This window comes from Enterobacter sp. RIT637 (genome assembly GCF_019718755.1).
Taxonomy (GTDB): domain Bacteria; phylum Pseudomonadota; class Gammaproteobacteria; order Enterobacterales; family Enterobacteriaceae; genus Enterobacter.
Genome location: NZ_JAIHAZ010000002.1, coordinates 650,619 through 664,287 on the forward strand (window position 1 = coordinate 650,619; position 13,669 = coordinate 664,287).

Below are 13,669 nucleotides of genomic sequence, written 5' to 3' on the forward strand. Positions count from 1 at the left end.
TAATTCATATGATATTTTTCATTATGCACGCAGACGCGTAAGAAATAAAAAAGGCGCTTTTAAAAGCGCCTTTTTTTATGGGTCAAAGACTTATTTGGTGACGTCAGCGCCGAACCATTTCTCAGAAAGCGCTTTCAGGCTACCGTCTTTCTGCATGTCAGCAATCGCGGAATCGATCGCTTTCACCAGGTCTTCGTTACCTTTACGAACGGCCACGCCTGATTCCTGACGAGAGAACGCATCACCCGCTACGGCCAGGGTATTGTTGGTTTTCTTCACCAGATCCAGCGCGGCCAGGCGGTCAACCAGAATGGCGTCGATACGGCCTACGCGCAGATCCTGGTATTTGGTCGGGTCATCATCGTAGGTGCGGATATCCACGCCCTGCACGTTCTGGCGCAGCCACTCTTCGTAGTTGGTACCCAGACCGACGCCGACTTTCTTCCCTTTCAGGTCCGCAGCCGTTTTAATCCCGCCTTCGTTACCTTTCTTCACCAGCGCCTGAATACCGGACACGGTGTACGGCGTGGAGAAGTCATACTTCTTCTTACGCTCGTCAGAAATGGTCACCTGGTTAATCACCACATCAATACGTTTTGAATCCAGCGACGCCAGCATACCGTCCCATTTGGTCGGTTTCAGGGACGCTTTCACGCCAAGGTGTTTCGCCAGTTCTTCCGCAAATTCCACTTCGAAACCGGTCAATTTCCCGTCGTCGCCCTGGAAGCTGAACGGAGGATAGGTTCCTTCCAGCCCCACCAGCAGCGTACCGCGCTCTTTTACTTTATTCAGCAGGTTTTCCGCGGCGAACGTTTTCACGCTCATGCCCGCAACCAGCGCAACGGCCATAACACCCATCAGCGCCTGACGACCCAGAAGTGCAAATTTCATAAATACCCCGATATAGTGGAATTTTTACGTAGTGTAGAGAAATCGCCTGCAACGTCAAAGGCGACTGCGCTACATCTTATTCTTTTTTAATATATATCAGAAGTTGTTCCGGCGAGGGCTTTCTGCTTTACAACTCCCGGCATCTGTACCTTGTATTGCGCATACTTACGCAGCGCAATCCGGTAGTTGTTGGTGCTGGTCGCAGGCAGCCACGGCTCCAGATTTTCATCCAGATAACCGGTTTTCAGCAGATCGCGAGAAATATTGTGGAGGGTCAGATGCTGCCCAAGGCGGCGCAGGCGAACCACATATTCGCGAACGGTGCCGTGGCTCATTTCCGTTTGTTCAAACAGGAACTGCTTGAAGCCGATAATATCGAAGAAGTCGCTTTGCTCTTTGCAGTGGAGATCGCCACAGAAACGGCAAAGCGCCACCCACTCTTTTTGCTCTTCGAGCCAGGCGGCCTCATCCATCAACGTGTCGAGGCGGGATATCGCGATTTTGTTCACGATTTCGCCCCGGCGAACCAGCGTGATACGATCGAGTAACTTGTTACAGTGGGCGCAATGCGTCTGGCTGTGTTTAAAGTCTTTCAGGTAGCGGCTTAAAGGCCGTCTTTTAGATTGCTGCACCGTCATGATAACTCCTGGTTGTCAATACGTTGTGCGGCATTTCCCAGGTGAATCAATCACCTATAACTTACCCAGCTTCGTGCGTAAGCGCTTGATGGCCTGGCTGTGCAGTTGGCTAACCCGAGACTCCCCCACCTCCAGTACCGCGCCAATCTCCTTGAGATTGAGCTCTTCCTGGTAATAGAGGGTCAACACCAGCTGTTCGCGCTCTGGTAAAGCTTCAATCGCTTCCATCACGCGCTGGCGTAAATTCCCTTCCATTAAATGGTGTAACGGGTTTTCTTGCTGATGCTCATCCGTCACCAGCTCGATGCTATCGCCATGCTCTTCGCGCCACTCGTCGTAAGAGAAGAGTTGGCTATTATTGGTATCGAGCAACATCTGACGATACTCTTCAACAGCAATGCCAAGACGTTCCGCCACTTCGGTTTCCGTTGCGTTACGTCCCAGTTCCTGTTCCAGCTGCCCCATCGCATGCGCCACTTCGCGCGCGTTGCGGCGAACACTGCGCGGCACCCAGTCTCGGCTGCGCAGCTCGTCCAGCATCGCCCCACGAATACGCTGAACTGCGTAAGTCGTAAATGCCGTTCCTTGCAGAGCGTCGTATCGGTCAACTGCATTCAATAACCCGATACCGCCCGCCTGTAGCAGATCGTCCAGTTCCACGCTCGCCGGCAAACGCACCTGGAGGCGCAATGCTTCGTGACGCACCAGCGGAACATAACGCTGCCACAGCGAGTGTTTATCCATTACACCATCAGCGGTATAGAGTGAATTCACGATAAACAGCCCTGCGTTAATTGAGTTATCGGCATGATTATCCGATTCTGCAGGGGTTTCAATTGGGTGAATAGTGGGTGAAATGAGGGGTTATTTGGGGAGTTATGCAAATAGCGCTAAATAAAAACCCCGCCGAAGCGGGGTTTAAGCATTATCAGGCGATTAGCCCTGCAGCAGAGACAGAACCTGCTGAGGAACCTGGTTAGCTTTGGACAGCACGGAGTTACCGGCCTGCTGGATGATCTGCGCTTTAGACATATTTGACACTTCGGTCGCATAGTCGGCGTCCTGAATACGGGACTGCGCTTCAGACAGGTTGGTGGTGGTGTTGTTCAGGTTGGTTACAGCAGAGCTCAGACGGTTCTGTACCGCACCCAGTGAAGAACGGAATTTATCAACAGACGCGATAGCTTTGTCCAGCAGAGCCAGTGGATCTGCAGTTGACACGCCTTTGAACTCGCCCGCCGCGTTCAGGGTAACAGTCTGTGCGTTGTTCAGGGTACCGCCCGCGCCGCCATCGGCGATAGCAGCAGCAGTCAGGGAGTAGTTTTTACCCTGAACTTCAGCGTAACCTGCAGCAGCGCCAGCAGCGTCTGCGCCAACTTTAACTGCAACACCAGTCAGAGTACCGGTACCACCGTTAGCATCGGTATAGGTGATGTCAGCGGTGTTCACTTTCACGCTGCCAGTTGCATCGTCAACAGACACAGCGTAGTTGTCAGAACCAGAAGAAACCACGTAGGTCGCAGTAGATGCGCCAGCTGGAGTCTGCACGTTGTGCAGAGTCAGGCTCTTCGCGTCCACGCCCAGAGTAGTTGCTACCGCGCTCAGGTCAACATCTTTCAGAGCACCGCTCGCGCCAACCTGAGTGATAGAATCGCTCAGTTTCAGTGCGTTGTTAGAAACGGAGAAGCCGTTCAGACCCAGAGTAGAAGAGTCGATCTGCTGCAGGTCGATGGAGATGGTCTGGCCGTCGTTTGCACCAACCTGAATCGCCATAGAACCGTTTTTAGCCAGTACGTTCACGCCGTTGAACTGAGTCTGACCAGATACGCGGTCGATTTCAGACAGACGGGATTTGATTTCGTCCTGGATTGAGGTCAGGTCAGAATCGGAGTTAGTACCGGTAGTCGCCTGAACGGTCAGTTCACGAACACGCTGCAGGTTGTTGTTGATTTCAGACAGCGCGCCTTCAGTGGTCTGTGCCAGAGAGATACCGTCGTTAGCGTTACGTGCAGCCTGAGTCAGACCTTTGATGTTAGACGTGAAGCGGTTAGCGATAGCCTGGCCCGCAGCATCATCTTTAGCGCTGTTGATACGCAGACCGGAAGACAGACGCTCGATAGAAGAAGACAGAGCAGACTGGTTCTTGTTGATGTTGTTCTGAGTGATCAGCGAGAGGCTGTTGGTATTAATGACTTGTGCCATGATTTCGATTCCTGTTGTTCATCAAATCTGTTTGGTTAGATTTGGGTTTCCACCCTTCGGCTTCATCGCCGTCAAAGGTGTTATCGTCTGGTCCAAAACAACCTTTAGATTTTTTTTCAGGATCTCGATAATTTTTTTAGCCACGGAAATACTCTTCTCTATTACCGTTATTCCCGCCATTAAAAAAAAGAAATTAACCGTAAACTTTCACGCATAAAGGCCGATAACCCCACTATTCGTTCTACGTGTCGATAGATTAAGGAATAAATATGGCAAGTATTTCATCATTGGGGATTGGTTCGGGTCTTAAGTTAGCAGACATTCTGGATAGTCTCACCACGGCCGAAAAAGCGCAGCTGACGCCGATTTCCAAACAGCAGACATCCTATACCGCCAAGCTTAGCGCTTACGGCACGTTGAAGAGTTCGCTGGAAGCGTTTCAGACCGCCAACACCGCGCTGAATAAAGCTGACCTGTTTACGGCCACCAGCACGGCAAGCAGCACCACGGCATTCAGCGCAACCACGACCGGCAGCGCCATTGCGGGTAAATACACCATTAGCGTCTCTCAGCTGGCGCAGGCGCAGACGCTGACCACTAAAAATACCCAGGCGGATACCAAAACCGCCATTGCCACCGCGGACAGCAAAATTACCTTTACCGCGGGTAACGGTAAAGATCCGGTGACCGTTGATATCAGCGCGGCAAACTCCTCGCTGACTGGCATTCGTGATGCCATCAACAAAGCGGATGCGGGCGTGACAGCCAGTATTATTAACGTCGGTAATGGTCAGTATCGTTTGTCTGTTACCTCTACGGAAACCGGTGCAGATAACGCAGTCAGCATCAGCGTGAGCGGCGACAGCGCCCTGCAATCCTTTATGGGTTACAACGGCACCAGCACCGACGCCAGCAACGGCATGACGGAAAGCGTCACCGCGCAGAACGCCAAGCTGAAGGTCAACAACGTTGATATCGAAAACAGCAGCAACACCATTAGCGATGCGCTGGAAGATATCACCCTGAACCTGAACGACGTCACCACCGGTAACCAGACGCTGACGATCACCAAAGATACGTCTAAAGCCGAAACGGCAATGAAAGCCTGGGTGGATGCCTATAACACTCTGCAGGACAGCTTTGCTTCACTGACCAAATATACGGCGGTTGATGCGGGTACGGATGCACAGGACTCCAGCAACGGCGCCCTGCTGGGTGACAGCACGCTGCGTACGATCCAGACCCAGCTGAAAACCATGCTGAGCAATACCGTCGGCGGTACCACGTACAAAACGCTGTCGTCGCTGGGTATCACGACCGACCCAAGCTCCGGCAAACTGGAGCTGGACAACACCAAGCTGAAAAAAGCGCTGACGGATAACCCGTCTGCCGTGAAAGATCTGGTTGTGGGTGACGGTAAAACCACCGGTATCACCACCACCATGGCCACCCAACTGACTGACTGGCTCTCCAGCAAAGGGATTATCCAGGCAGCCAAAGATGGCGTCAGCAAAACGCTGAACAAGCTTACCGATCAGTACAACGCCGTGAGCGAGCGTATTGACGCGCGCGTGGCACAGTACAAAGCCCAGTTTACCCAGCTGGACGTACTGATGACCTCGCTGAACAACACCAGCAGCTACCTGACGCAGCAGTTTGAAAATACGTCCAGCAGCAAGTAGTAAACGCTAAACGAACCCGAGGGGGATAACATGTACGGCGCAAAAGGCACGCAAGCCTACGCAAAAATAGAGGTTGAAAGCGCGGTGATGAGCGCCAGCCAGCAACAGCTGGTTATCATGCTATTTGATGGAGCCCTCAGCGCGCTGGTTCGCGCGCGTCTGTTCCTGCAAGACGGCAATATCCCGGCAAAGGGGTTGGCACTCTCGAAAGCCATCAACATTATTGAAAACGGGCTGAAGGTTGGCCTGGTGGACAATAACGGTGATGAGCTTACGCAAAACCTGATTGCTCTTTATGCCTATATGGTACGTCGCCTCCTGCACGCCAACGTGAATAACGACGCCAGCGCCATCGAAGAGGTGGAAACATTGCTGCGCAATATCGCTGACGGGTGGAAGGAGGTTGCGGGTACGCCACAACTGATGCAGGACGCCGTCTAATGAGTAATGCACCGCAACTCTATACCCTTTATCAGCAACTCCTTGAGCAGAGCCAGTTGATGTTGCGACTGGCTCGTCAGGGTTTATGGGATGATCTCATTACCTGTGAAACCGATTATGTCAACGCGGTGCACTCGCTGGCTCGTCTTACGCAGGAAGCGGAACCCTCTGCACAAATGCAGGAACAGCTTCGACCGACTCTTCGCGTGATCCTCGACAATGAAAGCCAGGTGAAAACATTGCTGCAGTCCAGAATGAATGAACTGGCCAAAATGGTAGGGCAATCCTCCATTCAGAAAACCGTTCTTTCCACCTACAGCAACCAGGGTGGTCATGTCCTGGTCCCGCAAAGTAATAGCGATCTCAATTAGCCATGTAGCTGGCGAACGAACGTTTCCCGCTTCGTTCGCCAGGCATTTCTGTAAAACGTACTCCATACTTGAGTTTCGCGACCTCATGGAGACGGTGCATGCGCAATCCAACCTTACTGCAATGCTTTCACTGGTATTATCCCGCTGGCGGTGAATTGTGGCGAGAAGTTACGGCTTTAGCCCCCAACCTCAACGAAATCGGCATTAACATGGTGTGGTTACCTCCGGCGTACAAAGGCGCATCGGGGGGATATTCCGTGGGCTACGACTCTTACGATCTGTTTGACCTCGGCGAATTCGATCAAAAAGGCGGCGTCGCCACCAAATACGGCGATAAATCACAGCTGCTGGAGGCCATCGACGCGCTCAAAAGCAACCAGATCGCCGTGCTGCTGGATGTGGTGGTCAACCACAAAATGGGGGCGGACGAGAAAGAGTCGATCCGCGTGCAACGCGTTAACGAGCAAGACCGTACGCAAATCGACGATGAAATCATCGAGTGTGAAGCCTGGACGCGCTACACCTTCCCTGCCCGGGCGGGAAAATATTCGCAGTTTATCTGGGATCACAAATGCTTCAGCGGCATCGACCACATCGAGAATCCCAATGAAGACAACATCTTCAAAATCGTCAACGACTACACCGGCGAAGGCTGGAACGATCAGGTCGACGACGAGATGGGCAATTTCGACTACCTGATGGGCGAGAACATCGATTTTCGCAATCATGCCGTGACCGAGGAGATCAAATACTGGGCGCGCTGGGTGATGGAGCAAACGCAGTGTGACGGTTTTCGTCTGGATGCCGTAAAACATATTCCGGCCTGGTTTTATAAGGAGTGGATTGAGCACGTGCAGGAGGTGGCGCCGCAGCCGCTGTTCGTCGTCGCGGAATATTGGTCGCACGAGGTGGATAAACTGCAGAACTACATCAATCAGGTCGACGGCAAAACCATGCTCTTCGATGCGCCGCTGCAGATGAAATTCCACGAGGCATCGCGTCAGGGGCGCGACTACGACATGAGCCAGATCTTCACCGGCACGCTGGTGGAAGCCGATCCGTTCCATGCGGTCACGCTGGTAGCCAACCACGACACCCAGCCCCTGCAGGCGCTGGAAGCCCCGGTGGAAGCCTGGTTTAAACCGCTCGCCTATGCGTTAATTCTGCTGCGCGAAAACGGCGTGCCTAGCGTGTTCTATCCGGACCTCTTCGGTGCCAGCTACGACGATACGGGCGGAGACGGTAACACGTACCATATTGATATGCCCGTGATCGAACAGCTGCACGAGCTGATCCTCGCCCGCCAGCGTTTTGCCCACGGCATTCAGACGCTATTTTTTGATCATCCTAACTGTATCGCGTTTAGCCGCAGCGGGACCGACGACGCGCCGGGCTGCGTGGTGGTCCTTTCCAATGGCGATGACGGGGAAAAAGTGATTTGTCTGGGAGAGAATTACGGCAATAAAACCTGGCGTGATTTTCTGGGCAATCGCGAGGAAACCGTGACCACGGCGGCGGACGGTGAAGGGACGTTCTTCTGCAACGGGGGAAGCGTCAGCGTGTGGGTCATAGAGGATGCGCTGTAGAAACAATGCCGGGTGGCGGCTTCGCCTTACCCGGCCTACAAGAGCACCGTCCCGTAGGCCGGGTAAGCGTTAGCGCCACCCGGCAAAAAAACAGCTACGGTAGTTTACTCTCCAGCGGATTTTTGCTCAGGTAATTCGCACACTCTACCGTTGGACGATCCACTTTTTGCAGCTCCATACCATCATACTCAAGCGTTGCGCCATCACGCTCCAGCGGATAGATATCCAGCTTGCGGGTCACGTTATAGTAATCATCCGAACGCAGCATGATCTTGCCCGGCACCGCCACCACGCGCTGCCACTGACGGCAATCCAGCGTATCGCCCTCTTCCGTCACCACCAGCGTGGCAATCGCCTCCGGGCTCACCATCTTGCTTTGCGGCCCTTTTGACTGCCAGTACCCTGCCAGATGCGACGGCACAGGGTGCTTGATGACATCCTGATAATTATCAACCTGAACACAACCGGTTAACGCCAGAAGCGCACCCACAATTGCTATTTTTTTCATCATCTTTCCTGCGTGGGAAGAAAAAAATATTGTGGCATTAAAGCGGTATGGGTGCCAGCGTATGATCGGCAGGTTTTACACCTGCATGGACATCACATCCTGATAGGCGGATACCAGCTTATTACGCACCTGGAGGCCCATCTGCAGAGACACCGACGCTTTTTGCAGATCGGCCATCACATCATTGAGCGCCACGCCCGGCTCACCGAGCGTAAATTTTTCCGCCTGCGTGCGGGCGGCGTTCTGCTTGTCGCTGATACGGTCAAGCGCGGCGTGCAATTGCCCCGCAAAGCTGATGGTTGAAGGTTCGTCCATCACGTTCTGATTACGTGCCGTCATTGCCGTTGCCTGCAGCTGACTGATTACCCCTTCAATGCCCTGTATAGCCATGACTTTCCCCTGGATGGATTTTTACGCGGTCAAGACTAACAGCTTGTCAATCAGATAATGGCGGTAAATAGCGTTAAAAAACCAGGTTATTTGACGCATAGAAAATCACGAATCATCAAATAATGGCAGGGCCATCAATATGGAACTTTTGTCGTGTTTGCCGACCCGGGAGTCAGTTTTGTTTCTCTACACGAATAACGTAAACCACCAGGATTTAAGAGGTGCGCAATGAGTGCAACAGCATCGACAGCGCCACAGAATAAATCACTCGAGTGGATGAACCGCCTTCGCGCGAACCCTAAAATCCCGTTGATCGTGGCAGGCGCTGCCGCCATTGCGATCCTTGTTGCGATGGTCCTGTGGGCGAAAAGCCCTGATTACCGCACGCTTTACAGCAATCTTTCCGATCAGGATGGCGGTGCCATCGTCACCCAGCTTACCCAGATGAACATCCCTTATCGCTTTGCCGATAACGGTGGCGCGCTTGAAGTGCCCGCGGACAAGGTGCATGAACTTCGCCTGCGCCTGGCGCAGCAGGGTCTGCCGAAAGGCGGCGCGGTCGGTTTCGAGCTGCTGGATCAGGAAAAATTCGGTATCAGCCAGTTCAGCGAGCAGGTGAACTACCAGCGCGCGCTGGAAGGTGAACTGGCCCGTACCATTGAAACCTTAGGCCCGGTGAAGAGTGCCCGTGTGCACCTTGCCATGCCTAAACCCTCTTTATTTGTTCGTGAACAGAAATCCCCTTCTGCCTCCGTAACCGTCAACCTTGAGCCTGGCCGCGCGCTGGACGAAGGGCAAATCAGCGCGGTCACGCATCTTGTCTCCAGCGCGGTTGCAGGCTTACCGCCGGGCAACGTGACGCTGGTGGATCAGGGCGGTCATCTGCTGACGCAGAACAACAGCGCCGGTCGCGATCTGAACGACGCGCAGCTGAAGTACGCGGCCGATGTGGAAGGTCGTCTTCAGCGCCGTATTGAAGCGATCCTGGGCCCGGTCGTCGGTAACAGCAACGTGCATGCTCAGGTTACCGCGCAGATCGATTTTGCGAATAAAGAACAAACGGAAGAGCAATACAGCCCGAACGGCGATCCGTCTCAGGCGGTGATGCGTTCTCGTCAGATTAACTCGAACGAGCAGGTGGGTGGCCCCTACCCTGGCGGCGTGCCGGGCGCGCTGTCTAACCAGCCTGCCCCGGCTAACGCGGCACCGATTTCAACGCCTCCGGCCAACCAGCAGAATGCACAGCAGACAACCTCAACGGCAACTAACGCAGGACCGCGTACCAGCAGCCGTAACGAAACCACGAACTTCGAAGTGGATCGTACTATCCGCCACACCAAACTGAACGTGGGGGATATTCAGCGTCTGTCTGTTGCCGTGGTGGTGAACTACAAAACCCTGCCGGACGGCAAGCCTCTGCCGCTGACGGCCGAGCAGATGAAGCAGATTGAAGATCTGACCCGTGAAGCGATGGGCTACTCCGAAAAACGTGGCGATACGCTGAACGTGGTGAACTCACCGTTCAACTCGGTTGATGAAAGCGGTGGCGAACTGCCGTTCTGGCAACAGCAGTCGTTTATCGATCAGCTGATGTCCGCAGGCCGCTGGTTACTGGTGCTGATTGTTGCCTGGCTGCTGTGGCGTAAGGGCGTTCGTCCTCAGCTTCAGCGCCGTGCTGAAGCCGAGAAAGCCGCGCTGGAACAGATGAATAATCGCCAGGAAGTGGAAGAAGCGGTTGAAGTGCGCCTCAGCAAAGACGAGCAGGTACAGCAGCGCCGCGCTAACCAGCGCATGGGCGCAGAGGTCATGAGCCAGCGCATTCGCGAAATGTCAGACAACGATCCGCGCGTCGTCGCGCTGGTCATCCGCAACTGGATGGGTAACGAACATGAGTAATACGCTTACAGGCACCGATAAAAGCGTCATCCTGCTGATGACCATTGGCGAAGACCGCGCGGCAGAGGTGTTCAAACACCTCTCGCAAAGAGAGGTGCAAATCCTCTCTGCGGCCATGGCTAACGTGCGGCAGATCTCCAACAAGCAGCTGACCGAAGTGCTGGCGGAATTTGAGCAGGAAGCCGAACAGTTTGCCGCGCTCAACGTCAACGCCAACGAATACCTGCGATCCGTGCTGGTTAAGGCGCTGGGCGAAGAGCGTGCCGCCAGCCTGCTGGAAGACATTCTGGAAACCCGCGACACCGCCAGCGGTATCGAAACGCTCAACTTTATGGAGCCGCAGAGCGCCGCCGACCTTATTCGCGACGAGCACCCGCAGATTATCGCCACCATTCTGGTGCACCTCAAGCGGGGCCAGGCAGCCGATATTCTGGCGCTGTTCGAAGAGCGTTTGCGTCACGACGTGATGCTGCGTATCGCCACCTTTGGCGGTGTCCAGCCGGCCGCGCTGGCGGAGCTGACCGAAGTGTTGAACAACCTGCTCGACGGCCAGAACCTCAAGCGCAGCAAAATGGGCGGCGTGAGAACGGCGGCCGAGATCATCAACCTGATGAAAACGCAGCAGGAAGAAGCGGTCATCACCGCGGTGCGCGAGTTCGACGGCGAGCTGGCGCAGAAAATTATCGACGAGATGTTCCTGTTCGAAAACCTGGTCGAAGTGGACGATCGCAGCATCCAGCGCCTGCTTCAGGAAGTGGATTCCGAATCGCTGCTTATCGCCCTCAAAGGTGCCGAGCAGCCGCTGCGCGAGAAGTTCCTGCGCAACATGTCCCAGCGTGCGGCCGATATCCTGCGCGACGACCTGGCCAACCGTGGTCCGGTGCGTCTCTCTCAGGTGGAAAACGAACAGAAGGCGATCCTGCTTATCGTTCGTCGACTGGCCGAAACCGGCGAGATGGTGATTGGCAGCGGAGACGACACCTATGTCTAACGAGCTGCCGTGGACGCGCTGGACGCCCGACGATCTGGCGCCTCCCCTCTCCGAATTTATCCCGGCAGCGATCCCGTCCGATGAGGGCGATATCGATGCCGCGGTGCCCGAGCTGAGCGAAGAAGAGCAGCGTGCGCAGATGCTGGCGCAGATGCAAATGCAGGCGCACGAACAGGGCTTCAACGCCGGTCTGCACGAAGGACGGCAGAAGGGCCAGGAGCAGGGTTATCAGGAAGGGTTGGCAAAAGGGCTGGAGCAAGGCATCGAACAGGCGCGTCAGCAGCAGGCGCCCCTCAATGCCCGTATGCAGCAGCTGGTGAGCGAGTTCCAGCACACGCTGGACGCGCTCGACAGCGTGATTGCGTCGCGCCTGATGCAGATGGCGCTTGAAGCCGCGCGTCAGGTGATTGGCCAGACGCCAACCGTCGATAACTCGGCGCTGATTAAGCAGATTCAGGGGCTGCTCCAGCAGGAGCCGCTGTTCAGCGGCAAACCCCAGCTGCGCGTGCACCCGGACGATCTCCAGCGTGTGGAAGAGAGTCTTGGCGCAACGCTCAGCCTGCACGGCTGGCGGCTGCGGGGCGATCCGTCGTTACACCACGGCGGGTGCAAAGTCTCTGCGGATGAGGGCGATCTGGATGCCAGCGTCGCCACCCGCTGGCAAGAACTGTGCCGCCTGGCAGCACCGGGAGTCGTCTGATGACCGCGCGCCTTACCCGCTGGCTCAACACGCTCGATAACTTTGAAACTAAGATGGCACAGCTGCCATCTGTTCGTCGTTATGGACGTCTGACCCGCGCCACCGGCCTGGTGCTGGAAGCGACGGGCCTGCAGCTTCCGCTGGGTGCCACCTGCGTTATTGAGCGTCAGGACGGGCTGGAAATGCGTGAGGTCGAAAGCGAAGTGGTCGGATTTAACGGCCAGCGCCTGTTCCTGATGCCGCTCGAAGAAGTTGAAGGCATTCTGCCCGGCGCGCGCGTCTATGCGAAAAACAGTTCAGGCGACGGTCTTCAAAGCGGCAAGCAGTTACCGCTTGGGCCAGCGCTGCTGGGGCGCGTGCTGGACGGCAGCGGCAAGCCGCTCGACGGTCTGCCCTCGCCGGACACCACCGAAACCGGGGCGCTGATCACCCAGCCGTTCAACCCGCTGCAGCGTACCCCCATCGAGCACGTGCTCGATACCGGCGTGCGCCCGATTAACGCCCTGCTGACCGTGGGGCGCGGGCAGCGCATGGGCCTGTTTGCCGGATCAGGTGTCGGGAAATCCGTCCTGCTCGGCATGATGGCGCGCTATACCCAGGCCGACGTGATCGTCGTGGGGCTGATCGGCGAGCGTGGACGCGAAGTAAAAGACTTCATCGAAAACATCCTGGGTGCGGAAGGGCGCGCCCGTTCGGTGGTTATCGCCGCGCCGGCGGACGTGTCACCGCTGCTGCGTATGCAGGGTGCCGCCTACGCGACCCGCATCGCCGAAGATTTCCGTGACCGCGGCCAGCACGTCCTGCTGATCATGGACTCCCTGACCCGTTACGCGATGGCGCAGCGTGAAATCGCGCTCGCCATCGGTGAACCGCCCGCAACCAAAGGTTACCCGCCTTCGGTATTTGCCAAGCTCCCGGCGCTGGTCGAACGCGCGGGGAACGGCATCAGCGGCGGCGGCTCGATCACCGCATTCTATACGGTGCTGACCGAGGGCGATGACCAGCAGGATCCGATTGCCGACTCCGCGCGTGCGATCCTCGACGGTCACATTGTGCTGTCGCGCCGTCTGGCCGAAGCGGGGCATTACCCGGCGATTGATATTGAAGCATCCATCAGCCGCGCAATGACGGCGCTGATAACCGAGAAGCACTACGCCCGCGTGCGTAACTTCAAACAACTGCTCTCCAGCTTCCAGCGCAACCGCGATCTGGTGAGCGTTGGGGCGTATGCCAAAGGCAGCGACCCGATGCTCGACAAAGCGATTGCGCTCTGGCCGCAGCTGGAGGCGTTTTTGCAACAAGGCATTTTTGAACGCGCCGACTGGGAAGACTCAATCCAGGCTCTGGATCTGATTTTCCCGCAGGTGTAATAC

At 55.7% G+C, this 13,669-nt stretch carries 14 protein-coding genes; 8 read left to right on the top strand and 6 right to left on the bottom strand.

The features are described 5' to 3' along the window. Window positions 1–90 precede the first annotated feature (90 nt). The 4 genes from tcyJ to K5E19_RS06660 all read right to left on the bottom strand — a co-directional run bounded on the left by tcyJ (window position 91) and on the right by K5E19_RS06660 (window position 3,731). Window positions 91–891: a cystine ABC transporter substrate-binding protein gene (gene tcyJ, locus K5E19_RS06645; RefSeq protein ID WP_023336163.1), complete on the bottom strand. Its 801-nt coding sequence runs from the start codon at window positions 889–891 to the stop codon at window positions 91–93. Window positions 892–977: 86 nt separating this feature from the next. Then, window positions 978–1,529, bottom strand: a complete 552-nt coding sequence (gene fliZ / locus K5E19_RS06650; protein ID WP_221550461.1) for a flagella biosynthesis regulatory protein FliZ — start codon at window positions 1,527–1,529, stop codon at window positions 978–980. Between the two features lie 54 nt (window positions 1,530–1,583). Then, entirely contained in the window at window positions 1,584–2,303 is a 720-nt protein-coding gene (locus K5E19_RS06655) for an RNA polymerase sigma factor FliA (protein ID WP_042714098.1), read from the bottom strand. 162 nt (window positions 2,304–2,465) lie between these two features. Beyond that, on the bottom strand, window positions 2,466–3,731 hold the full coding sequence (locus K5E19_RS06660; RefSeq protein ID WP_010432402.1) for a FliC/FljB family flagellin: 1,266 nt from the start codon (window positions 3,729–3,731) through the stop codon (window positions 2,466–2,468). A gap of 269 nt (window positions 3,732–4,000) precedes the next feature. On the opposite strand from K5E19_RS06660, the gene fliD reads away from it, so the two are divergent. The 4 genes from fliD (at window position 4,001) to amyA (ending at window position 7,811) form a co-directional block, all read left to right on the top strand. Further along, window positions 4,001–5,413 carry a flagellar filament capping protein FliD gene (gene fliD, locus K5E19_RS06665; RefSeq protein ID WP_221550462.1) on the top strand — a complete coding sequence of 471 codons (1,413 nt, stop codon included), beginning with the start codon at window positions 4,001–4,003 and terminating at the stop codon, window positions 5,411–5,413. 30 nt (window positions 5,414–5,443) lie between these two features. Beyond that, window positions 5,444–5,854, top strand: a complete 411-nt coding sequence (gene fliS, locus K5E19_RS06670) for a flagellar export chaperone FliS (protein WP_010432394.1) — start codon at window positions 5,444–5,446, stop codon at window positions 5,852–5,854. Next, complete coding sequence (fliT, locus tag K5E19_RS06675) at window positions 5,854–6,225, top strand: flagella biosynthesis regulatory protein FliT (protein ID WP_042717934.1); 372 nt, start codon at window positions 5,854–5,856, stop codon at window positions 6,223–6,225. The genes fliS and fliT overlap by 1 nt, the downstream gene beginning before the upstream one ends. A gap of 98 nt (window positions 6,226–6,323) precedes the next feature. After that, the gene (amyA, locus tag K5E19_RS06680; RefSeq protein WP_221550463.1) at window positions 6,324–7,811 is read left to right on the top strand and encodes an alpha-amylase; all 1,488 of its coding nucleotides are present in this window, start codon (window positions 6,324–6,326) and stop codon (window positions 7,809–7,811) included. A gap of 94 nt (window positions 7,812–7,905) precedes the next feature. Here amyA and yedD read toward each other — a convergent pair whose 3' ends face one another. Both yedD and fliE read right to left on the bottom strand, forming a co-directional pair. Then, a complete protein-coding gene (gene yedD / locus K5E19_RS06685) occupies window positions 7,906–8,319 on the bottom strand; it encodes a lipoprotein YedD (protein ID WP_221550464.1) in 414 nt (137 codons plus the stop codon). Between the two features lie 75 nt (window positions 8,320–8,394). Then, window positions 8,395–8,709, bottom strand: coding sequence for a flagellar hook-basal body complex protein FliE (gene fliE / locus K5E19_RS06690; protein ID WP_010432385.1), 315 nt, complete (start codon window positions 8,707–8,709; stop codon window positions 8,395–8,397). Between the two features lie 228 nt (window positions 8,710–8,937). Here fliE and fliF point away from each other — a divergent pair, with 228 nt between their 5' ends. Genes fliF through fliI form a run of 4 tightly spaced genes read left to right on the top strand, consistent with a single transcriptional unit; the run spans window position 8,938 to window position 13,666 of the window. Continuing rightward, complete coding sequence (fliF, locus tag K5E19_RS06695) at window positions 8,938–10,605, top strand: flagellar basal-body MS-ring/collar protein FliF (RefSeq protein WP_221550465.1); 1,668 nt, start codon at window positions 8,938–8,940, stop codon at window positions 10,603–10,605. Continuing rightward, entirely contained in the window at window positions 10,598–11,596 is a 999-nt protein-coding gene (fliG, locus tag K5E19_RS06700; RefSeq protein ID WP_089599455.1) for a flagellar motor switch protein FliG, read from the top strand. The genes fliF and fliG overlap by 8 nt, the downstream gene beginning before the upstream one ends. Then, the gene (fliH, locus tag K5E19_RS06705; RefSeq protein WP_120157920.1) at window positions 11,589–12,296 is read left to right on the top strand and encodes a flagellar assembly protein FliH; all 708 of its coding nucleotides are present in this window, start codon (window positions 11,589–11,591) and stop codon (window positions 12,294–12,296) included. Before fliG ends, fliH begins: the two co-directional genes overlap by 8 nt. After that, window positions 12,296–13,666, top strand: coding sequence for a flagellar protein export ATPase FliI (gene fliI / locus K5E19_RS06710; protein WP_010432376.1), 1,371 nt, complete (start codon window positions 12,296–12,298; stop codon window positions 13,664–13,666). Before fliH ends, fliI begins: the two co-directional genes overlap by 1 nt. Window positions 13,667–13,669 lie beyond the last annotated feature (3 nt).